The sequence below is a fragment of the Enterococcus sp. AZ078 genome, assembly GCF_051714985.1.
Classification (GTDB): domain Bacteria; phylum Bacillota; class Bacilli; order Lactobacillales; family Enterococcaceae; genus Enterococcus_B; species Enterococcus_B hirae.
Window position 1 is genome coordinate 1,887,720 of sequence record NZ_JBIOSW010000001.1, and the last position, 20,963, is coordinate 1,908,682.

Below are 20,963 nucleotides of genomic sequence, written 5' to 3' on the forward strand. Positions count from 1 at the left end.
CCTTCTTAAAGCGTTGCAGTAAAGCGTTGGAAAGCTTCTTGACCTTTTATATCGCGTTTGAATACCCCTGAATCTTCCAACACACGAGCAAAAACTTTACCAATAGCTTGCTGAACGATCTCTGTTACTGTTTCAGTTGTCACATTTGGATGGTCGGCTTTCAAGCCCTTCGCCCATTCCATGTGATACTCAGCTATCTTATTTTCTTGTCCAAGCAAATACTTTTCTACTTCTGCCATTTCTGATTTTAAACGAGGTGGTAAAACAGCTAATCCCATGACTTCGATCAAACCGATATTTTCTTTTTTAATATGCTGGATATCTCGGTGAGGATGGAAAATCCCTTCTGGATGTTCGTCAGAGACATTGTTATCTCGTAACACTAAATCGAGTTCAAAATAATTTTCGCGTTTTCTAGCAATTGGTGTAATCGTATGATGGGGCGTACCATCTTTAGAAAATGCCGTCACTGCTACCGCGGGATCTGAATATTGATGCCATTTTTCTAAAATACTATTAGCAGCTTCCACTAGGATTTCTTTCCCCGTCGCTTGCAGACGAATGACAGACATCGGCCATTTGACAACACCTGCGATTACTTGAGGATAATCCGATAATTTGATTAATCGTTCGATTGGAGCTTTAGCCATTGGAAATTCATGGCGCCCTGCTTGGTAATGATCATGTGACAGAATCGATCCTCCAACAATTGGCAGATCTGCGTTTGAACCAACAAAGTAGTGTGGTAAAACCTCTGTGATTTTTAATAAACGTGAAAATGTTTCTTTCGTAATCTTCATAGGACGATGCTCTTCTGACAAGATGATCGAATGTTCATTGTAATAAGCATATGGAGAATACTGAAATCCCCAACTTTCCCCATCAAGATTCATTCTGATGATTCGATGATTGGTGCGAGCTGGATAATTTAAACGTCCTTTATAGCCTTCATTGTTCATACAAAGCATACACTCAGGATAATCAACTTTTTTGGCATGTTTTTCGGCAGCAATTTGCTTAGGATCTTTTTCAGGTTTGGATAAGTTGATCGTAATCTCTAATTCGCCATATTCTGAAGGATACGTATACCTGATATTTTTCGCAATCGCTCTGGTTTTGATATAATCATTTCTTTTACTCAATTGATAAAAGTAGTCTGTTGCTTCTTCTGGATTTGTTGCGTAATGTTGTGCAAAAAACGCATTGACTACTGATGGTGGTGGTGTTAAAAAATCCATTAATTGTGCTTCAAAGATTTCGATTTCAGCTGGTAAATCAGTAACCACTTCATTTTTTTTGGCTTGTTCGACTAACCGATCAAGTAACACCACCGATTCTTCTGAAACAGGGCGCACTTCAGTGTTTTCCAAAGCCTCTTCGCCGATCATTCCCAAAATTCGATTTTGTAAATAAATTCGATCCATTTCCATCCAGCCACCAGCTTCAATTGCTAGTGTCGTAAAATCACAAATCGTTTGACTGATTGTCATCTTCTCTCTACTCCTCATAACCATGGGGATGACTCACATGCCAATCCCAGGCTGTTTTAATGATTTCTTTTACATCTGTGTAAGCTGGTCGCCAACCTAAGATTTCTTCAGCTTTAGCACTGGAAGCGACCAACCGGCTTGGATCTCCGGCTCTACGTGGTGCCACCTTAGCTGGAATTTCTCGATTTGTTACTTCTCTAGCCGCTTCAAGCATTTCTTTGACGGAGTAGCCTTGATTGCTCCCTAGATTAAAGAAGTTACTTTCATTCCCCGCGCTTAAATATTCTAAAGCTAAGATATGGGCATCAGCCAAATCTTCCACTTGAACATAATCTCGGATGCATGTTCCATCGGGTGTATCGTAATCATCACCATAAATCGCCAAAGAATCACGTTGGCCTAGAGCTACTTGGAGGATAATAGGAACTAAATGCGTTTCTGGTGTGTGATCTTCCCCAATCGATGCATCTGCTTTTGCACCTGCTACATTGAAATAACGCAATGCTACATATCGCATGCCATAGGCTTGGTCACACCATTTCATCATTTTTTCCATCATCAATTTGCTTTCACCGTACGGATTTTTTGGATTCGTAGGAGTTGCTTCGGTAATTGGTGATTCTGTAGGTTCACCATAAGTGGCTGCTGTAGATGAAAAGACAATATTCTTCACATGATATTCATGCATCACTTCTAACAATATTTGCATACCATAGACATTGTTATTAAAATACTTCAATGGTTTCTCAACAGACTCTCCCACTAATGAACTAGCTGCAAAATGAAGGACTCCTTCGATCGTTTCTTTTTCAAAAACAGACTGTAAAAAAGATTTATCCCGAATGTCACCTTTGTAAAATTGTGCTTTAGGATGAATTGCTGCTTGATGCCCCGTTAATAAATTATCCACTACTACCACTTGATAGTTTTGATTGATCAACCGATCAACAGCATGTGAACCGATATAACCTGCGCCACCCAATACCAAGATTGCCATGAAAACACTCCTTTTTTTACAAAAGCAGCAAAAAGTAAGTTTTGAATCGTTTGAAACTATGACCCTTTTGTTTCTGTTGCCTTTGCTATTTATTTAGTAAATTTATAATAAAACATTTAGTAAATATTTTCAAGGAAAATTTGTAAAGGTTTCCAATAAATAGACGTCAGACTAGCCTTTTTTTTCAATTTGTTACATAATAGAAGCAACAACTAATAAACGAGGTGGATTTAATGAAAAAATTTGTATCTGGAATTTTAGTCGGTAGTCTTGCAACAGCGGCAGCTGTTGCTGGATTGGTAGCTTCAGTTAAAAAAACAGTAATCGATCCCATTGATGAAAAAGAAACAATGATCGAAGAAAATCGTAAAAAAGCGATGCGTAAACGTGTAGCTCGCTAATCTTTAAACGATTCAAGAAAATCATCCCTTTTATAACCCAAAGAATCATTATTAATTAGTAAAACACAACCGATCTTAAAAGTTAGATGAATGATCTAGCCTTTAGAGTCGGTTGTGTTTTTTGCTTCAATTGGTTGTCCTTCCAAGAATCAGCTGTGCCACTTTATCGATTTGCCTCAAATTCCAAGCATCGGTATATGGTCGTGAGACTGTAGCTGTCAACCAATCCACACCTTCGACCGGAATCCCTAAACAATATAAATTTTCTTCTAGCTCTCCCTGTTTGTTCCAGACTTGATTGGTGCTTAGTTTGATATCAATTGCACCAGTTTCATACACGCCAGTCGTGTCCTGATAAGTAAAAGGACGAATCAGCTGATGTTTTTTCAAGCTATTTAATGCTGGGTTCTTTGTTTGTGTCAAATCAGTCTGCGGGAGTCGGGCTTCAATCAAGTAGCGACTTTCAATCCGTTGTCCCTCGTTTTCTACGATAAAGAAACCGGCCTCTGTTTTGATTTCCAGCGGTGGGGAAACGATTGTGAAAATACCCGCATCAATCAGAGCGGCTAATTCTCTTGTCCGAACAACTGGCGGACCGATCGTAAGAAAAGCATTGAGCTTAGTAAACCAACCCCATAATACTTCTCTATATTCTTTGGCAGTGAAGATGCCCCATTCAATGACCAGATGGACAGGATCACGCCAATCTTTTAACGCATCAAAAGCTGAAGCAAGCGCCCCAGTACAATTTCCTTTCATTGATTCATTGATTTGATAATCAATAAACCTTCGACTTTCTTTTTGAAAGTCGTGCTTCTCATGATAGATAGGCGTTTCAAAAAAATCCCACTCCCATTGATAAGGCTGTAATTCAGGAAATTGTTTTTGCCAATCACTTTGATCACGTGTTAAAAAGATTTGTTCAAATAATACTGGTGAAATAGCTAGATGTTTTTCCTCAATTAATTTCTTATAATAAAAAAGTTCGACATCTTTTTTTAGCAAGTCGAAAAACAGTTTCCCAGTTAATTGTTGATTTTGATAAAGCTTTGCTAAATTTTCTTTGGTGATCAATTTAGGAACAGCCATTGCTCCTCCCCGTTTTTCATTTTTTCCTCGAGGAAAATAGGGCAACCCTTTTCTAGACCCGCAGTATACGATCGGCTCACGTCCAGACGGCAAATATACCAATTTCTCTCCTTGTTTTTCAAACTTACCTCCTCTATTCTCGGTAAGTAAACCTACATAATCAAAAAAACTTAGACCTAATCCTCTAAGAATCACTGTGGCTTTTGGCGGAATAGTTTCTACGGAAACATCAGCTGGATTTGCTGGCGGTTGGTAGAACAATTGCTCTTTTTCAGCATAGTCATAAAACCTTTTCTCGTCTTTGGATACTTTATTTTCCCAATGTCCCGTAGTCATCACTAACTGATCTACTACTAAATGCTGTTCGTTTGTTTTCAAGTAAAAACCTGTCTTTATCTTATCAATCTCTTTCACTAAGGATCGAACGATAGTGAATGAATGCGGTACTAATTTTTTTAATTGTTCATAAAACCACTGTTGGTACAAGCCATAAAAACATCTGGTAGCTGGTTCATTGGCACGTAAGCGCTCGGCTTCTGCCAAAAAAAATTCTTTATTCACAAACTGTTGCTTTTCGATATACTTTTTCGCCTCTGTTTGGCTCCATTGATATAAATTAGGCCCCGGTGAAATCTCTCCGCCACTTGTTAATGTTTCATCTGTAAAAAGCGTAACTTGCTGAGAGACTGAGTTCATCAATAACTCTGTTGGTTGATCGAGCCGCCAGACTCGACCACCAGGCCCCTCAGGATCGAATAAACAGATCTGGATATGTTGGTTTTCCCGATTGTTTCGGATTAATCGTTCTACCATGCTTAGTCCTCTGGGGCCTGCCCCAACAATGCCAATAATCATCGATTCAGCTTCCTTTCCATCAACGCTTTTAGCACCACGGCTTGATTTTGCTGTTCATTCTTTGCACCATAAACTAAGGTCACGATTGGATAGTTTTGACAGAGTTCAGCTAACTGCTTGACTGCCAATTGCTTTTCTTGATCTGTCATTAACTCTTCTAGGTATTTTTCTTCAAAAACAGGAAAACGCTCAGGAAGATGTCCAAAGAATTTTCTCAACTCAGTACTTGGTGCAATCTCCTTTAACCATAGATCAATCTGTGCTTTTTCCTTTGATATCCCTCTTGGCCATATTCGATCAACTAAAATTCTAAAGCCATCACCCTTTTCGCGCGCACTGTACACTCTTTTCAGTTTGATCATTTTCTCCACTTCTTTCATTGCTTATACATTGATCATAGCATAAATGATTAGATTCTCCTTTGATTATGTCATAGCAAAAAATCGTGGCTTGATTTCTGTTAGTACTCCCTAAATGCTAAGTTTCAATTTTGCACGATTTATGGATACTTGCTAGTGATTCCTATCTCCCTTTTCGAGAGGGACAGGGTATAGGCGTTGGTTATTCTTATGACAATCATCATTAGTTTCGCTCGATTGTCGTCTCAATATTTTTTTTAAAGGTACCCCACCCTTATCCATTTCAATTCCTTGACGATTTGTTATATTCTCTGGTTTATCTGTGTTACTCTTTCTGAAAATGTTTAACGATTGACCCCACTTCTTAATCCTTTTCCTAAACGTTAGCTTTTCTGTGGTCAACTTACTTGTTTTTTGTTCTTGAATGTTTTCTGGTTTTGAACTATCTTTTTGTTCGACCGATTGATCTTCTATTATTATTTGTGGAGAATCTATTGCGCTTTCTATATTTTCTATAACCACAGAATTGGTTATAGAGACTTTACTTTGGCTTGGACCATCATGGCTGATTAAGCGTTTTATGTTATAATCCTTTACGACCTGCTGATATAATTGGGCAGAAAGATCTAGTGAGTATAATACTCTCCCAAGTTCAGATTGCTCTACCTTCTTATTTATAATCTTAGACACAACCGATTCAACGATCTCCTCATATGTCTTTCCTTTTAATTTACCAGCTAGTGAAACCTCAATCGTTCCAACAAGTTTATCAAGTTCCTTTTTTCTTTTTTCTGTTATTTCTTCTTTTTTTACTACTCCTGCAGGTTGTTGCTCAGTGAAAGTTTCATTAGATATTTCTGGCATTTTCTTTTCTCCCCCATTGTTTGATTTATCATTGAATCATCATACATGACGTACGCAATGGAGATAGAACTTTTATTTCTGGAAAGAATAAAATTTAGTATTTTATCTTGTGCGATCTAATGAATTCTTTTTATTCCCGTTGCCTAATCGAATAATCAGTCATGCAATTTTCTAAAAAGTATCTGTTACTTTATATACAAAAACTTCTGATAAATTGGCTCTATCATTTGTGGAACTGATGAATGTATCAATCCCAAAAAGTAAGACCAAAATCTAACTTCTGGTGGTTACTACAGAATCAAAGTTGATCCTTCAGCCCCATTTTCCTTCCAAATGAAATAACAAAAAATCTGAGACAGAATGAGGTTCATTCTGACCCAGATTTGACTTTACACAACTCATCAGGATTGACCGATAATTTGACGTCATGACGTTCTATACTTTTTTACTTTTAATCTTGCCAGACCAGCCATCATATCCACCTTTTAAGATATAGATATCTTGGTAGCCAGCTTTTCTTAACTTATTCGCTGTACGAATACTTAAGCTTTTCTTTTGGTCGTAGATATACACCGGTTGATCTTTTCGGATAGATCCTAATGAATCTTTTAAAACAGTATAAGGGATATTTCTTGCCCCTAAAATATGTCCTGCATCAAACACGTCTTTTTCACGAACATCAATGACTTGTGCCTTACGCATCCCTTCACGAAATTCTTCTTCTTCCAGTGTTTTTGCAGAACGTTTTGCCATTACTCGTAGATAAACTTCCCAAAACACAATAGCAAGAATAATCAATAGCAAAATGATGTTAATTACCCATAAAACCATGTCATTCCTCCACGTTATTCCGCAAATTTCAAGGCTAATGAAGCAGCACCGATCACGCCAGCTTCATTTCCTAATTCTGCTAATTTGATTTTTGTTGATTGTTGTACTTGAGGGAACGTAAATTGGTTGAAATATTTTTCAACACGACTACGTAAAAATTCCCCGGCAGCAGATACTCCGCCGCCTAAAACAATACTTGATGGGTTCATAGTGTTCCCTAGATTACCGCAAGCTAATCCTAAGTAGAAACAAACACGATCAACGACCATCAGACCAAATGGATCGTCTGCTTGTGCCATTTCAAAAATATCTTTACTTGTTACTTCTTCTCCATTGTCAAGCATTGCTTTTAATTTTGAATCTCCGGCATACTCTTCTGCTAAGAAACGTGCTAAGCGAACTACACCTGTTGCACTTGAAACTGTTTCTAAGCACCCTCTTTTACCGCATGTACATTCAAAACCTTCTGGGTCCACTGTAATGTGTCCAATCTCGCCACCTGCACCAGCAACGCCGTGGATCAAGTTCCCAGCAGCAACGATTCCGCCACCGACACCCGTTCCTAAGGTAACAAAAATAACGTCAGGATCATTTTCCCCTGCACCTTTCCAGCGCTCACCTAAAGCAGCAACGTTCGCATCGTTATCAATAGCAAATTTGATTCCAGTTCCTTCTTCAATTTGTTTTTTTACGTATTGAAGTTCAGTCCAATTTAAATTGTAGGCTCCGATCACTGTACCTGCTTCACTATCGACACTTCCTGGTGTTCCCATACCGATTCCGATGAAATTTTCAGCATTCATGTTATATAATTTGATACGATGATTTACTGACTCGATAATTTCCGGAATAATATGTTTACCGTCATCCAATATATTGGTATCGATGCTCCATTTTTGTTGAATCTCTCCTTCTGGTGTTAGAATTGCAAATTTTGCTGTTGTTCCACCTAAATCAATCCCAATAATTTTTTTGTCCATTACAAGTTTCCTTTCTTTCGGCTTTCTTCCACTCGGTGCTCTCGTTTTAGTATGCGCCACGCTGTCATGTATGTATCATGATCGATCAAACGACTGTCATGAAGATTCTTCAATTCAATCGTCATTAATTCAATATCATAGATACGTGACCCAACATAGACAAAGATGCCAAATCGTTTGAGCAGTTGTTGCACGTCATATAAGCTCTCCATCTCAAAGCACTTCCTTCACATTATACAAGTAATCCGTAGTTTTTTAAACCCAATAAAACACATATTATCAAAAGAAATCCAAAAACAAGCGTAGATAGGATTTTTTGATGAATCGAGTAATTGGTCACTTTCTGTGGTAGGCCGATGATATTTCCTATAAGCAAGCCACCAACAATCCCACCGAGATGCCCCCAGATATCGACTGAGGTATCCGTCAAACCAAATACAAAACTGATAACAATAAACAACATGTAATGACGAATCAATTGGCGAACCTGAGAGTTATTTTTGAAATGAAATCCAAGAATGAATAACGCACCAAACAAACCAAACAAAGAAGTACTTGCTCCACCAGATAGAACGCCAAGATCGTTGAATGCAAAACTTGCTGCATTCCCAAGGATACCACTAAACAAATAGATCAAGAAAAAACGCCAATGACCGTAGAGTGTTTCAATTTGGTCTCCCATAAAATATAAAATCAAAGAATTCATGACAAAATGCACCAGTCCAAAGTGAATGAAAATCGGTGTAATAAACCGCCACCATTCATTTCCAACTACAATTGACGGCCCAAACATGCCTAAATATGCTGGAATATTTAAAAATGGAAAGAACTCCATCATTGCAAACACGATGGTTTGTATCGCTAAAAACAAATAAGTCAAAATTGGTCTTCTTAGCCAAGCGTTTAATTTTAATTTCTGTTGATAATTCATGTAACCCTCCTTATTATTTATCGATAAACAAGTGTTGCACTTTTTTATCAAAACTTTCTGGTACCCATTGATTGTTTATTTGTTCTTGAAAAACCAGACTACATGTCTGGTTCGGATAATTGGCTAGATAGCGATCATAGTAGCCTCCACCAAAACCAATCCGATAACCATTTTGATGATAAACAACCCCTGGAACGATCAGCAAATCGATAGCGTCCGGTGAAAAAGAATGATCAGATAATGGCTCCAGTACGCCAAAAGCGGTGCGTTCAAATCGGGTATCCGGATCAATTTTAAAAAAACACATTTGACGTTCAGGCAATGTCTTAGGAACAAGTATGGTTTTACCCTCTTCCCATGCCTTTTCAATAATTGGGGTCGTAGCCACTTCTATCTCATTTGCCATCGTCAAACCAACCACTTTTGCTTGCTGCCATTCATTACTTTGAAAGAGTTGTTGGTAAATTTTTTGCTCTTTTTGCTGCTTCTGTTCACTTCTAGCAATCTTTTGTAAATTTTCAATGCCAAGTTTTCTAAGTTTTTCTTTAATATGACTCAAACGTATCAACCCACCTCTCGTTAAAATGGTAGCGGAAAATAGTAAAAATAGCAATTTAACTTTTTAAATAAAAAGAGTTTTATAAACAGAATTTAAGACATCACTCTCACTCTTTATTCTAAAAACGAGTAAACGGTGTTCACGCATCAGCTCCTTGAAATAAGCCTGAATTTTTCAAAACATGAGAAGCTGTTAAAAAAAATTCTTTCTTATTGTCATTGGAGCTTTCCGATGCCTTCACGACCTCTGATTCACTCTTTTCATTTGAATAGACAGAATAATCGTAGTCTCAAAATAACGAGAAACTACTTTGGGCAACACTGCTTACTCAACACAATCGTTTCTTCCCCGTATTTATTTTCTAAGCAATCGTTTGTTTGGAAAATAATAAATATAAGAAATATGGAGCTCCTAGGACCGCAATTAAAATCCCAGTAGGAATCTCACCACTTGGTAGAATCACTCGTGTAAGAACATCTGCAATCGTTACAAAAAATGCCCCAAATAATCCACTCAAGATCAAGGACAGTTGATTTTCTCTTCTGACGACAAATTTAGCCAAATGAGGAGCTAACAAACCGACAAAAGATAAGCTGCCAGCTACCGCAACGCTTCCGCAGGCTAAAGCAACAGCGAGTATCAATAGGATTTTTTGACTTTTCTGCACGTCTAATCCTAGACTTTGCGCTCTTTCTTGACCAAAAGATAATAAACCAATTCGTCGACTGTAAATCAGCACGAAAGGAAGCAAAATGACTGCCCAAGGTAACAATGAGAAAACATATGGCCAACTAGCTCCCCAAAGTGAACCTGCTAACCAGGCATTAACAAAACCATAGTTTTCTTTCGACAATTTAATCGTAAATAAAAGCATCAATGCCGACACTCCAGCATTGACTGCAATTCCTGATAGTAAAAGCCGGTTCATCCCTAAAAAACTATTTCTCGTATAAGCAAACAAGTACACAAGTAAAGCTGCAAGCAAGCCGCCTAGAAAAGCCACGATCAATAGTAAAAACGGAAAAGTTTGGTTGGCATAAAAGCCCAAATAAATCATAACGAAAAAACCTGCTCCAGCGTTAATGCCCAATATGCCAGCATCAGCTAGTCTATTTCTGGTAACTCCCTGCAAGATAAAGCCTGAAATACCTAAACACATACCAGCAAGAAGACTGATTAATAGACGAGGGGCACGAAATTCATAAACAATCAACTCTTGGATTGCCGAACCCTTCCCTTGAAACACCTCAGCTAATTGATCAAATGGAATAAATGGTGTGCCAATCATTAAACTTGCAACTATACTAACAACTAATAAAACAAATAAAACAACTAGTGATTGGTAACTTCTTTTCATCCTTGTTCCCTCCTTACTTGGCGTAGTAAAAACGGTACACCGATCAAGGAAATTATTAAGCCGAATGGCGTTTCAAATGGCGGATTGATCATTCGTGCAACATAATCCGCCAACATCACTAATCCTCCACCTGCTAAAAAAGAGGCTGGTAAAACATACCGATAATCGGAACCAATGATTCCTCGGACGATTGGTGGAACCATCAATCCAATAAATGAAACTGGTCCAACTAACGACACCGCCATTGCAGCTAACCCCGCCACTAATACAAATGCAAAAAATCTGATCCGTCCAGGGTTGCCTCCTAATGCCAAGGCATGTGACTCACTTAAGTTGACCAACGAGATGGAGCGACCTAGCAAAAAAGAACCACTAACTGTCAACAGATAAATCGGAGCCAAAATTTCCAATTGATGCCAAGTGACATTCGCAGCGCCTCCCACGAACCAAAACGCCAAGTCTTGTTGCAAATTGAATAGTTGTGTCAGCGCTTGACTAATAGCTGTAAAAAAAGTACTGATCGCAACACCTGCTAAAATCAATTGAAGTGGATTCATCCCCATTTTTGAAAAACGTAAGAAACCAAAAACAAATAACGTAACTACCAACGAACCAAGTAATGACAGTAAAAAAACAGAAAAAGCAGAAGCATGTGGCCAAAATGCAAAACAAAGAGCCATTGCAAGCGATGCTCCTGCATTAATTCCTAATAACCCTGAATCAGCTAAAGGATTCCGTGTCACACCTTGCATCAATGCGCCACTAAGAGCAAAACAGCTTCCGACTAAGAAAGCCCCCAGCACTCGAGGCAACCGAATCGTTCGGATAATCAACTGCGATTGAACTGAGTCGTCAAATTTAAAAATCGCTTGCCACAAATTAGAAAAGTCGACAACCGCCGCTCCATTGGCTAACGCAAAGAAAAATATACTAACTACTCCTAGCAACAATAGGGAAAGAATCATTCGTTTCCTCTTTGTCTTCATTGTTCATCCTCCTTACGATCATTGATTAAATCGTAAGACAAAACAACGGGTTTATTCGTTTCAGGCAATTCGATGATCTGCGCTTCAATTTCATAGATTTCCCTCATCCATGACGTTGTGATTACTTCATCAGGTGGGCCTTGAACCACTATTTGTCCTGCTTTCATCCCAATTAAATAGTCAGAAAAGCGAGAAGCGTGATTGATGTCATGGATCGACATTAAAATGGTTGTCTGTTTGATATGATTGATCTCTTTCAGTAAATGTAAGATTTCCAATTGATGCGCAGGATCTAAAAAAGTGGTTGGCTCATCTAAAATCAAAATATCCGCTTCTTGGGCTAAAGCCATCGCAATCCAAACTCGTTGCGCTTGTCCACCTGATAGACTCGAAAGCTCTCTTTCTTTCAACTTAGTTAGTTGCGTCGCTTCCAACGCCCATTGGATAGCATGTAGATCTTCTTCATTTAATCCACTAAAAAATTTTTGATAAGGATAACGACCATAAGAGACCACCTCTTCGACAGTCATGCCTAAAGGGTGTTCACTACTTTGGGCTAACAGTGCAATTTTTTGCGCTAACATCTTAGGACTATATGTAGAAATTTCAGATCCATCTACGATAATCTTTCCTTCTTTGACAGGTAACAGTCGAGTAAAACTTTTTAATAAAGTTGATTTACCACTGCCATTAGGACCAATCAAACTTGTCACTTTTCCTTCTGGTATCTTGATAGACATTTTTTCAATCACTTGTTTATTTAAGTAACCCGTTGTAATATCAACAGCTTCAATCGTCGTCAAATTTTTCATCCTTTCCCTGAAAATCATTCTCAATTATGAAGCTCCTTCACAAATTCGTCAAGTTTTACTCTAAATGGCTCTTTCCCGAAAATAGTTGACATGACCACTATTGTCAGGAATAATATCAATTGAGAATGATTATCAATGAAAATCCCTACAGGAGGAAAAAATGAAACTAAAAAAGAATATCTTTACCATTGGGGCCACAGTGTTGCTGCTTAGTTTACTTAGCGCCTGCTCTTCTTCAAATAATTCATCCAATTCAACTGACACAACAGGTAATGAAACAACTGCAAAAACTCACCTAGTGACTGATGCCCTGGGTCATAAAGTCGAGATCCCTAACCAGCCAAAACGAATCATCGGAAGTTACCTCGAAGACTATCTTATCGCTTTAGGTGAAAAACCTGTTGCTCAATGGACAGTTGGTAGTGGATCGATTCAACATTATTTACAAAAAGAATTAAAAGATGTTCCTACGATCTCTTATGATCTTCCGTATGAAAAAGTCTTAAGTTATGAACCCGATCTTTTATTGATCTCTTCTTCAGCCACAGTCGAAGGAGGTAAATACGAACAATACAGCAAAATTGCGCCAACCTATGTCGTAAAAAATGGGAATGATGTCACTTGGGAAACCCAACTAAAAGATATCGGAAAAGCATTAAATAAAGAACAAGCAGCAGAAAAAATCATTACTGATTACCAAAAAAAGGTGAAAGCCACTAGACAAGAACTCGCAGATAAAATCAACGGCAAAACGGCTGCTGTTTTATGGGTAACGAATAACTCAGCATTTATGGTTAGTGAAACACGTTCAAGTGGAAGAATCATTTACGGTGATCTAAAATTTGGTGTGCCAAATCTAGTTACTGAAATCTCTAAAAGTGCAACTTCAGATTGGTCAGCTGTCTCTGCAGAAAAATTAGCAGAGTTAGATGCAGACTATCTCATCTTAGTCAACAGTGATGAAAAAGCTGCGATGTTTAATGAAGCAACTTGGCAAAATTTAAAAGCGGTCAAAGAAAATCATGTCTTAGAATTTGGTCCTGAATCTAGTTGGCTCTATAATGGTCCAATAGCTAGTCAAAATATGGTCAATGATATCCAAAATAATTTGAAATAAATCATCTGAACAAGAATAGACGTTCACCTTCCTTTCTTTACAAATTGGAGTGAACGTCTTTTTTTATTTAACTATGTGCTAAACCACTTTGCTCATTTTTTGCCATTTCTGAAATCGATGAGGGTATTGATTTTCTTGGTTGACAATTCCTTCATGTTCTTCCACTAATTCAAAACCTGTAAAATCGATTTCTCCAATAAATGTATCCCCCTCAAACTCTACATCAATTAATGTTCGCCAGATGATTTTTGTTTCTGGTAACAAAGCTTGAAAAATTCGACTTCCTCCTGACACATAGATATCTTCAGGTATATCTTTTGCATATGCCAAAAGTTCATCAATCGAATGAAGGACTTCCGCATTTTTTTCTACTTTAAAATCTTTTTGAGTAGTTAACACAATGATATGCCGATAAGGAAGAGACAATTTGCCCATGCCTTCATATGTCTTTCTCCCCATCACTAATATTTTATCCATCGTATGTTCCCGAAAAAAACGCATATCGTTTGGTAACCTCCAAGGAAGCAGGCCATCTTTTCCAATCAAACCATTCTTGTCTTGTGCCCACATTGAAATAAACATGTGTTTCATCCTCTCAAACTGAATTTGAACAAACGATTTCAATCATACAAGAAAAACGACCCTGTTACAAGAAAAAGAGTCGCTTGTCAGGTTTATGGTTTCATTCAACCTTCACTATTAAAAAAAGTCTAGCTTCCTAAAAAGGATTCTAGACTTACGCTAAACTAATTATTTAGTTTCACGGTGTAAAGTAACTTTACGTTCGCGTGGGCAATATTTTTGTTTTTCCAAACGATCAGGGTTGTTACGTTTGTTTTTGCTTGTTAGGTAGTTACGTTCTTTACAAGAAGTACACTCTAAAGTAATGTTTACGCGCATGTTTTTCCCTCCCATTTTTTACTAGAATCCTCTAAGATGACTCTCAGACTTGATTATCTTACCATGATTTCCACTAGATTGCTAGCCTTTTTACAAAATTTGTTAAGTAAAACTACTTGACGAAAGTTATCTAAATAACTACTTGCTAAACAAAATCTTTTCCTTTTCCAACTATTGCGCTTACACTTGAAATATAAATAATTTTTGAGGAGGAAGATTTTATGCCTTGGAATATGAAAGATTATCCGCCTGCAATGAAAAATTTAGAAGAGTTAACACGAAAGAAAGCAATCGATATCGGTAACGCCTTGCTTGCAGAAGGCTATCCTGATGATCGTGCTATTCCGATTGCTATCAAACAAGCCAAAGAATGGTCAGAAGATGCTACTTCTACTGAAAAAAAAGAGTTTTCTCAAGAAAAAAATCCAACAAAGCATGATTCTCACGACACAAATCCAAGAGCTTCTAAATTATTGACAGCCAAAGTGATCGTAAAATTTGAAGAAGATAAGTGGATTGTCCAATCAGAAGGAGCTAAAAAAGCAAGTAATCATTTTGATACGAAAGAAAAAGCGATTGAAAAAGGGAAAGAAATTGCTCAAAACAAAAACACATCATTAATTATCTACAAAAAAGACGGAACGAAAGAAAGAGAAATAAACTATTAATAAAAAACAACTCCTCCACAATAAAGGAGGAGTTGTTCACTGTTAAAAAGGAATAAAATCAATCCGCTCGAAGCGGGATGTTCTTTTACTTCGCTAACTGATCACGTTTAGACTGTTACATAATCGATTGCTTCAGCCTTAGGGATTTCTTCGTCAACGAAGAAAACTTTATACCAAGTTAAAAAGCTGAAAATCGTCCAAATTTTTCGTTGTTCTTCATGACGCCCTTCATGATGGTCATTTAACAACTTCATAATTTTTTCTTGATCAAAGAATTCTTTGGCAAAATCAGCCTCAAATAATTCTTTGACTTGTTGATAACCATGGTCTTCTTTCAACCAAGCTTTGATTGGTACTGGGAAACCAAGTTTTACACGATTAGACCATTCTTCTGGCAAATGTTTATTTGCTGCTTGTCGGAAAATATCTTTGGTATTATTTTGATTTAACAGATACTTACTTGGGATCTGTTCTGCCAATCTCATCACTTCGATGTCAAGTAACGGTACGCGTACTTCAAGTGAGCTGGCCATTGATAATTTATCCGCTTTTAATAAAATATCTTTTGGCATCCATTGATGAAGGTCAACGTATTGCATTTTGTTCACTTCATCTTCGATTTTTTCAGTTTTAGCATAATGGACTGCCATAATCTCCTGAACGGAAGGAGCCTTTTGGTATTCTTGTGTTAAAATATCTGACGCTTCGTTTTCTTCAAACACTCGGGCATGACCAATAAAATATTCTTTCGCAGGAGCTAAAGATTCATATAAATGGATTCTACCGTGGAAGTTTTTCATCTTGCCAATTTTTCGTCCCAAGTTATAACGTGTTCCTTTTGGTAGTTTCTTCAACCCTTGAGCAATGACACGAATAACTTTTGAATTCGTATGGAACCCATAAGTTTGGTATCCCGCAAATAGTTCATCTGCCCCTTCACCTGATTGGACAACTCGAACACTTTGCGAAGCCAAGTTTGCTAAGAAATAAAGTGGGACACATGAAGGATTCGAATCTGGCTCATCTAAATGGTATTGAATCAAAGGAAAAGCTTTAAATGACATATCTCCATCGATGACAGCTGCTGTATTATCTAAGTCCAAAAGTTCTGTTAACTTTCTAGCTTCAATAGCTTCATTATATGTTTTATCATCAAACCCAATTGAAAAAGAATGATCAGGTTTTAATACAGAAGTCACATAGCTTGAATCTACCCCACTAGATAAGAATGAGCCAACTTCTACATCGCTGATCGTATGTGCTTTAATCGATGCTTCAACTGTTTCATCAATCTTATCGATCCATTCTTTCCGTGAATAGTTTTGTTTTTCTTCAAAATTAGCATCCCAATATTGATGAATCGCTAACTTATTATCTTTGTAAATGAAATAATGACCTTCTGGCAAACGGTGAACCCCTTTAAAAAAGGTTTCTCCATTTAATGGTGAATATTGAAATGTCATATAAGGTTTCAAGGCTTCTTTATTCAATTCTTTATGAAAATCTGGATGTGGTAAAAAGCTTTTGATTTCTGATCCGAACATAAATGTGCCGTTCATTTCCGCATAATAATATGGTTTGATTCCAAAATGATCCCGAGCACCAAATAATTCATTGCGTTTATTGTCCCAGATTGCAAAGGCAAACATACCCCGAACCTTTTGTAATAGATCAGTTCCCCATTCTTCATAACCATGCAACAATACTTCTGTATCCGCATGTGTTTGAAAAATATGTCCAGCTGCAATCAGCTCTTCTCTAAGAGGTTGGTAATTATAGATTTCCCCATTAAAAATGATGACTTTTGTTCGATCTTCATTATATATAGGTTGTTTTCCACCCTCTAAGTCGATAATACTTAATCTTCTAAATCCTAAAGCAACATGCTGGTCAATATAATCACCCGAACTATTCGGTCCCCGATGAACGATTCGATCCATCATGTCGTTTACGATTGCTTTTTTATTGTCTTTGTCGTTAATAAATCCTACAATTCCACACATTTTATTTTTCACATCCTAGATAATAATTACTATTACTTTATTTCGTCCATAAGCATCTTATCATAGAGGCTATTAAATCTTGAAATAATAGCTCTCTTACAGTTTCGTCACATGAAATAACAGTGAATATTTTTGAGTTCTACTATAAAAAAAGTAGTCCTATTAATTAATTTAACATGTTTTGACTAAGGAAGCTATTTTGTTTAGCAAAGACTTGAAAAATATTCATTATTATTTAATCATCTCTATCATTTAACCAATCAAAAGATAGTCCTTACTAAATAATCCGCTCTAATTAAGTTACGAGCGATTTCCAATAAGACTTGTTTGATTTTACTCTTAAACCTTCTTATCGTGAAAGAAATTCCGTTGGAACAATCTCGTTTAAAAACAAGAATATATTTTCCACTTTCAAATAAACCTAACTAGATCTGACCTCATCTCGTCTAGTATCTGGTTTATATTTTCATTTCTATTTCTTCGAACATAGCTGAGAAGACTTTGTTCGTTTACTTATCTCTAAAACTATATTTTTTTTGATTCATTCATGTTATTATTATGAAGGATCTTTATTGGAAAGGGTAATGTTATGAAAGTATCAATTGTGGTTCCATGCTATAACGAAGAAAAAACAGTTCCTCTTTTTTTTAACGAGGTCGAAAAATTTAAGGGAATACATGAATTTGAATATTTGTTTATTGATGATGGTTCAAGAGATAATACATTACAAGCAATCAAAGCATTAGCTAATGACCATGAATATGTACGCTTTATTTCCTTTTCTCGAAATTTTGGGAAAGAAGCTGCTTTATATGCTGGTTTACAAGCTTCTACTGGCGACCTTGTCTCTGTAATGGATGTTGATCTACAAGATCCACCTGATCTATTACCAGAAATGATTGAAACAATTATGCAATCTGATATTGATTGCGTCGGTACTCGTCGTTCGACTCGTGACGGTGAACCACCGATCCGTAGTTTTTTTGCTAAGAAATTTTATCAGCTAATCAATAAAATCAGTGATACTGAAATGGTTGACGGAGCGAGAGATTTCCGTTTAATGACTCGCCAAATGGTTGATGCTATCTTGGAATTAACTGAATACAACCGCTTTTCGAAAGGCTTGTTCAGTTGGGTTGGTTTTAAAACCAAGTATATTTCCTTTGAAAACCGTGAACGAGTAGCTGGTGAAACCTCTTGGTCTTTTTGGAAATTATTTAATTACTCTATTGATGGAATCGTCAACTTTTCAGATGCACCATTAACAATTGCTTCATTCGTGGGGGCATTATCATGTATTGGTTCAGGTCTTGCTATTTTATTTATTATTTTACGTGCCCTGTTGTATGGTGATCCTACAGCTGGTTGGCCTTCCATGGTCTCTATTTTCTTGTTTATCGGAGGTATCCAATTATTGTGTCTTGGAATAATTGGCAAATACATTGGAAAAATCTTTTTAGAAACCAAACAACGTCCAGTGTATATTATCAGAGAGACTGAAAAAATTAATCCAAAAAACTATCAAAGCGAGAAATAAAAAAACTCAAGTTGTAACGATCTCAATAGTTAGTGATCTAACTGTTGGATTTCCTACAACTTGAGTCTTTTTTTATTTTCATCTATTTATGATGGTCAAAACAATGGTCCCAATCCCCAGCATAGTCAAACTAAATTGTACGAGTTCTGCTTTTTGCGGATTCCAGGTTTTCAACAATTCTTTTACCAGCATTAACACTAAAATTCCTACAACAATATATAAAATATAATAAGTTCTCATTCCTGAAGCCCAGATCGTAGGAGAAAATCCCATAATTATTCTTGAACAAGCGCCCATCATCATTAACAACATAAGAAAAGATGCTGTTTTTTTATTTTCAAAACTTAAGTAAATCCCTAGGAGCAAACAAGCCAATAAACCTAAAACAAGTAAAGTCGCTAGCCATGATCCAGGACGAGTAAGTGACAGATTCGTTCCAGTATCGGTAAATAGCTTTGTTAAGTGACTGCTATCCCATATTTGTGCACGACTATTGCCACGTATGTGTATAAAACTTTCACCCATCGTATTCCCTAGGTAGATAATCAGATTCAAGAAAAAAGGTATAGCAGATAATAAGCGGCCATAATAATTTTTGCACTTGTTATAAGAAAGTAAAAAAACAAATAAGAACAAAATTAAGAACAATACATTTGTATCTAGAAAAAAAGGCTTTCCAAAAGAAGAAATACCCAAATCCAATTTAGTGATAAAGCCAAATTGATCATATTGAGGAAACCACTTACTAATTTCTTGAGATGTCCTGATGGCATTCCCCGGTGTTGTCAACGAAAATAGTAACTCAATAAAACTTATGAGCAATGGGAGAATTAATAAGCGATGATATGCTCTTTTATATAATAAATAGCCAGTTATAATGGCCGTTAAAGTAAAAAAGCACGCATTCACTTGTTCTTGGTTAGCAGCAAATATCAGGAAAGGCAAACTAAACCAATAAATACTAGGAGTGATAGCTCTTCCTTTTAAGCGTTGGAAGAATGGGAAAAAAGCGAATAAGCAAAATGAAACGGACCATTGATAATTCAAAGTTGTCGACTCCCAGCCTGTTTCCCCCATCACGGTAAGTGGGACTAAGCAGTAGACAGATGTAACTAGCAACACGTTCTTACCATCCAATTTTTCAAAAACATACTTACAAATCATCAGGACCGTGCCCAACATGATGATTGAATTGACAAATTTCCACAGCAGAAAATGTTTAGAAAAAAACATCATAAACAGCTCTATGATAATTCTCGAACTCCAAGTTTTATAATGTTCGATCGAAGCTCCTAAATACCCTAGTTGGTCTAATCTATTTGAGTAAACTAAATCGTCTGCTCTAAATGATGGCATATATAGATTGAAAAATAAAAAACCAAGCCAAATAACTAAAAGCAAAAAAAATAATTCTTTATTAATTCTTTTTTTATTCCAGTACATTATTAAACTCCTTTTTATAATTTATCCCAGCAATTATAACACAGAGGCATCTGTTTCCTATATTTTTTTCATCCTTTTATTTTTAAATAATGAACAAACTGGTCACTTTATCAAAAATAAACATAACGATTAACAGGTTTCATTCATTGGTTTTCCAAAGCGTTTGATCAACCATATTCGGCTAAAAAAGTATTCATTACTTGTTAATAAAACTTTACAAGAAAAATAAGTACTCCAAACAAATAACACCGCATAATTTTTAAAACATTCATAAATTCCCCCTTCTAAATGATATCGTTCATGAAGAGACAAAAGTTACAATAACTATCGATAGGCATCTGACGGAAATTCGGTAGGAGCATCTTCTCTTTGTATTCATCGAGAAAACGAGATGCTCTTCGTTCGCTCTCTTCACTAGCTATACGTCTTATTTCCTCAATCAATGCGATTGACAAGTCTAATTCGTCTATGCCCAGCTTTGCCATTTTCCCCCTCCTTTAAATTAGACGTTTCCCCCTAACCAGTTCTTTATTTAAACCCCTTTGTGCATTTTTAGAACAGATACCGTAAAAAAATAATCAGGAAAAAACTCAGAAATTGGTTTATTTAGCTTTTCCGAAAATTTCGCAGCTTCATCCAGCCCGATGGACATAACCCACCTCTCTCTTTTTCCGCATTTTTTCAAAAAAAGTTTAATTTGGTCGAAATGACTCTTTTTTATTTAACATTGCATTTTTGGAACAATAGGCATAATATTAAATAAAAACTAATGAAGGAAGTATCC

General features: G+C 36.7%; 22 protein-coding genes. 4 read left to right on the forward strand and 18 right to left on the reverse strand.

Translation table 11 applies throughout. The features are described from left to right. Positions 1–5: 5 nt before the first annotated feature. A complete protein-coding gene (galT, locus tag IGJ18_RS08695; RefSeq protein WP_063627256.1) occupies positions 6–1,490 on the reverse strand; it encodes a UDP-glucose--hexose-1-phosphate uridylyltransferase in 1,485 nt (494 codons plus the stop codon). A 7-nt stretch (positions 1,491–1,497) separates the two neighbouring features. Beyond that, complete coding sequence (gene galE / locus IGJ18_RS08700; protein WP_034698360.1) at positions 1,498–2,487, reverse strand: UDP-glucose 4-epimerase GalE; 990 nt, start codon at positions 2,485–2,487, stop codon at positions 1,498–1,500. Between the two features lie 233 nt (positions 2,488–2,720). On the opposite strand from galE, the gene IGJ18_RS08705 reads away from it, so the two are divergent. After that, positions 2,721–2,888: a DUF3042 family protein gene (locus IGJ18_RS08705; RefSeq protein ID WP_010718848.1), complete on the forward strand. Its 168-nt coding sequence runs from the start codon at positions 2,721–2,723 to the stop codon at positions 2,886–2,888. 126 nt (positions 2,889–3,014) lie between these two features. On the opposite strand, the gene IGJ18_RS08710 is transcribed toward IGJ18_RS08705, so the two are convergent. The 11 genes from IGJ18_RS08710 to IGJ18_RS08760 form a co-directional block, all read right to left on the reverse strand. Next, positions 3,015–4,832 (reverse strand): FAD/NAD(P)-binding protein, encoded by a 1,818-nt coding sequence (locus IGJ18_RS08710; protein WP_438843198.1) that lies wholly within the window; start codon positions 4,830–4,832, stop codon positions 3,015–3,017. Then, positions 4,829–5,194, reverse strand: coding sequence for a DUF488 domain-containing protein (locus IGJ18_RS08715; RefSeq protein WP_010737798.1), 366 nt, complete (start codon positions 5,192–5,194; stop codon positions 4,829–4,831). The genes IGJ18_RS08710 and IGJ18_RS08715 overlap by 4 nt, the downstream gene beginning before the upstream one ends. A gap of 150 nt (positions 5,195–5,344) precedes the next feature. Beyond that, entirely contained in the window at positions 5,345–6,055 is a 711-nt protein-coding gene (locus IGJ18_RS08720) for a hypothetical protein (RefSeq protein WP_438843199.1), read from the reverse strand. A 435-nt stretch (positions 6,056–6,490) separates the two neighbouring features. After that, positions 6,491–6,886 carry a rhodanese-like domain-containing protein gene (locus IGJ18_RS08725; RefSeq protein WP_438843200.1) on the reverse strand — a complete coding sequence of 132 codons (396 nt, stop codon included), beginning with the start codon at positions 6,884–6,886 and terminating at the stop codon, positions 6,491–6,493. 14 nt (positions 6,887–6,900) lie between these two features. Beyond that, positions 6,901–7,866 (reverse strand): ROK family glucokinase, encoded by a 966-nt coding sequence (locus tag IGJ18_RS08730; RefSeq protein WP_010718843.1) that lies wholly within the window; start codon positions 7,864–7,866, stop codon positions 6,901–6,903. Beyond that, positions 7,866–8,078: a YqgQ family protein gene (locus tag IGJ18_RS08735; protein WP_010718842.1), complete on the reverse strand. Its 213-nt coding sequence runs from the start codon at positions 8,076–8,078 to the stop codon at positions 7,866–7,868. Before IGJ18_RS08735 ends, IGJ18_RS08730 begins: the two co-directional genes overlap by 1 nt. A gap of 20 nt (positions 8,079–8,098) precedes the next feature. Further along, positions 8,099–8,797, reverse strand: a complete 699-nt coding sequence (locus IGJ18_RS08740; RefSeq protein WP_063627259.1) for a rhomboid family intramembrane serine protease — start codon at positions 8,795–8,797, stop codon at positions 8,099–8,101. A gap of 13 nt (positions 8,798–8,810) precedes the next feature. Further along, complete coding sequence (locus IGJ18_RS08745) at positions 8,811–9,356, reverse strand: 5-formyltetrahydrofolate cyclo-ligase (RefSeq protein ID WP_010737802.1); 546 nt, start codon at positions 9,354–9,356, stop codon at positions 8,811–8,813. 361 nt (positions 9,357–9,717) lie between these two features. Then, the gene (locus IGJ18_RS08750; RefSeq protein ID WP_438843201.1) at positions 9,718–10,713 is read right to left on the reverse strand and encodes a FecCD family ABC transporter permease; all 996 of its coding nucleotides are present in this window, start codon (positions 10,711–10,713) and stop codon (positions 9,718–9,720) included. Next, positions 10,710–11,699 (reverse strand): FecCD family ABC transporter permease, encoded by a 990-nt coding sequence (locus IGJ18_RS08755; RefSeq protein WP_438843202.1) that lies wholly within the window; start codon positions 11,697–11,699, stop codon positions 10,710–10,712. The genes IGJ18_RS08750 and IGJ18_RS08755 overlap by 4 nt, the downstream gene beginning before the upstream one ends. Beyond that, positions 11,696–12,529, reverse strand: a complete 834-nt coding sequence (locus tag IGJ18_RS08760; protein WP_438843456.1) for an ABC transporter ATP-binding protein — start codon at positions 12,527–12,529, stop codon at positions 11,696–11,698. The genes IGJ18_RS08755 and IGJ18_RS08760 overlap by 4 nt, the downstream gene beginning before the upstream one ends. 142 nt (positions 12,530–12,671) lie before the next feature. Between IGJ18_RS08760 and IGJ18_RS08765 the strand changes: the two genes are divergently transcribed. Next, positions 12,672–13,628, forward strand: coding sequence for an ABC transporter substrate-binding protein (locus IGJ18_RS08765; RefSeq protein WP_438843203.1), 957 nt, complete (start codon positions 12,672–12,674; stop codon positions 13,626–13,628). A gap of 78 nt (positions 13,629–13,706) precedes the next feature. Here the strand turns inward: IGJ18_RS08765 and IGJ18_RS08770 are convergent, their stop codons facing one another. Next, positions 13,707–14,210, reverse strand: coding sequence for a dihydrofolate reductase (locus IGJ18_RS08770; RefSeq protein WP_438843204.1), 504 nt, complete (start codon positions 14,208–14,210; stop codon positions 13,707–13,709). A gap of 168 nt (positions 14,211–14,378) precedes the next feature. Next, positions 14,379–14,543: a 50S ribosomal protein L33 gene (rpmG, locus tag IGJ18_RS08775; RefSeq protein ID WP_002320810.1), complete on the reverse strand. Its 165-nt coding sequence runs from the start codon at positions 14,541–14,543 to the stop codon at positions 14,379–14,381. 206 nt (positions 14,544–14,749) lie between these two features. On the opposite strand from rpmG, the gene IGJ18_RS08780 reads away from it, so the two are divergent. Next, the gene (locus IGJ18_RS08780) at positions 14,750–15,196 is read left to right on the forward strand and encodes a DUF2188 domain-containing protein (protein ID WP_053766725.1); all 447 of its coding nucleotides are present in this window, start codon (positions 14,750–14,752) and stop codon (positions 15,194–15,196) included. A 107-nt stretch (positions 15,197–15,303) separates the two neighbouring features. On the opposite strand, the gene asnB is transcribed toward IGJ18_RS08780, so the two are convergent. After that, positions 15,304–17,199: an asparagine synthase (glutamine-hydrolyzing) gene (gene asnB, locus IGJ18_RS08785; protein WP_094940620.1), complete on the reverse strand. Its 1,896-nt coding sequence runs from the start codon at positions 17,197–17,199 to the stop codon at positions 15,304–15,306. Between the two features lie 589 nt (positions 17,200–17,788). Here asnB and IGJ18_RS08790 point away from each other — a divergent pair. Continuing rightward, the gene (locus tag IGJ18_RS08790; RefSeq protein ID WP_010718832.1) at positions 17,789–18,736 is read left to right on the forward strand and encodes a glycosyltransferase family 2 protein; all 948 of its coding nucleotides are present in this window, start codon (positions 17,789–17,791) and stop codon (positions 18,734–18,736) included. 78 nt (positions 18,737–18,814) lie between these two features. Here IGJ18_RS08790 and IGJ18_RS08795 read toward each other — a convergent pair whose 3' ends face one another. Beyond that, entirely contained in the window at positions 18,815–20,179 is a 1,365-nt protein-coding gene (locus IGJ18_RS08795; RefSeq protein WP_178286036.1) for a DUF6056 family protein, read from the reverse strand. Between the two features lie 284 nt (positions 20,180–20,463). Further along, the gene (locus IGJ18_RS08800) at positions 20,464–20,664 is read right to left on the reverse strand and encodes a hypothetical protein (protein WP_063627263.1); all 201 of its coding nucleotides are present in this window, start codon (positions 20,662–20,664) and stop codon (positions 20,464–20,466) included. Positions 20,665–20,963: the final 299 nt, after the last annotated feature.

Excerpts from the sequence above, each read along its gene's own strand:
- galT (WP_063627256.1), bottom strand. The coding sequence starts at position 1,490 with ATGACAATCAGTCAAACGATTTGTGATTTTACGACACTAGCAATTGAA.
- galE (WP_034698360.1), bottom strand. The coding sequence starts at position 2,487 with ATGGCAATCTTGGTATTGGGTGGCGCAGGTTATATCGGTTCACATGCT.
- IGJ18_RS08705 (WP_010718848.1), top strand. The coding sequence starts at position 2,721 with ATGAAAAAATTTGTATCTGGAATTTTAGTCGGTAGTCTTGCAACAGCG.
- IGJ18_RS08710 (WP_438843198.1), bottom strand. The coding sequence starts at position 4,832 with ATGATTATTGGCATTGTTGGGGCAGGCCCCAGAGGACTAAGCATGGTA.
- IGJ18_RS08715 (WP_010737798.1), bottom strand. The coding sequence starts at position 5,194 with ATGATCAAACTGAAAAGAGTGTACAGTGCGCGCGAAAAGGGTGATGGC.
- IGJ18_RS08720 (WP_438843199.1), bottom strand. The coding sequence starts at position 6,055 with ATGCCAGAAATATCTAATGAAACTTTCACTGAGCAACAACCTGCAGGA.
- IGJ18_RS08725 (WP_438843200.1), bottom strand. The coding sequence starts at position 6,886 with ATGGTTTTATGGGTAATTAACATCATTTTGCTATTGATTATTCTTGCT.
- IGJ18_RS08730 (WP_010718843.1), bottom strand. The coding sequence starts at position 7,866 with ATGGACAAAAAAATTATTGGGATTGATTTAGGTGGAACAACAGCAAAA.
- IGJ18_RS08735 (WP_010718842.1), bottom strand. The coding sequence starts at position 8,078 with ATGGAGAGCTTATATGACGTGCAACAACTGCTCAAACGATTTGGCATC.
- IGJ18_RS08740 (WP_063627259.1), bottom strand. The coding sequence starts at position 8,797 with ATGAATTATCAACAGAAATTAAAATTAAACGCTTGGCTAAGAAGACCA.
- IGJ18_RS08750 (WP_438843201.1), bottom strand. The coding sequence starts at position 10,713 with ATGAAAAGAAGTTACCAATCACTAGTTGTTTTATTTGTTTTATTAGTT.
- IGJ18_RS08755 (WP_438843202.1), bottom strand. The coding sequence starts at position 11,699 with ATGAAGACAAAGAGGAAACGAATGATTCTTTCCCTATTGTTGCTAGGA.
- IGJ18_RS08760 (WP_438843456.1), bottom strand. The coding sequence starts at position 12,529 with ATGATTTTCAGGGAAAGGATGAAAAATTTGACGACGATTGAAGCTGTT.
- IGJ18_RS08765 (WP_438843203.1), top strand. The coding sequence starts at position 12,672 with ATGAAACTAAAAAAGAATATCTTTACCATTGGGGCCACAGTGTTGCTG.
- IGJ18_RS08770 (WP_438843204.1), bottom strand. The coding sequence starts at position 14,210 with ATGTTTATTTCAATGTGGGCACAAGACAAGAATGGTTTGATTGGAAAA.
- rpmG (WP_002320810.1), bottom strand. The coding sequence starts at position 14,543 with ATGGGAGGGAAAAACATGCGCGTAAACATTACTTTAGAGTGTACTTCT.
- IGJ18_RS08780 (WP_053766725.1), top strand. The coding sequence starts at position 14,750 with ATGCCTTGGAATATGAAAGATTATCCGCCTGCAATGAAAAATTTAGAA.
- asnB (WP_094940620.1), bottom strand. The coding sequence starts at position 17,199 with ATGTGTGGAATTGTAGGATTTATTAACGACAAAGACAATAAAAAAGCA.
- IGJ18_RS08790 (WP_010718832.1), top strand. The coding sequence starts at position 17,789 with ATGAAAGTATCAATTGTGGTTCCATGCTATAACGAAGAAAAAACAGTT.
- IGJ18_RS08795 (WP_178286036.1), bottom strand. The coding sequence starts at position 20,179 with ATGTACTGGAATAAAAAAAGAATTAATAAAGAATTATTTTTTTTGCTT.
- IGJ18_RS08800 (WP_063627263.1), bottom strand. The coding sequence starts at position 20,664 with ATGGCAAAGCTGGGCATAGACGAATTAGACTTGTCAATCGCATTGATT.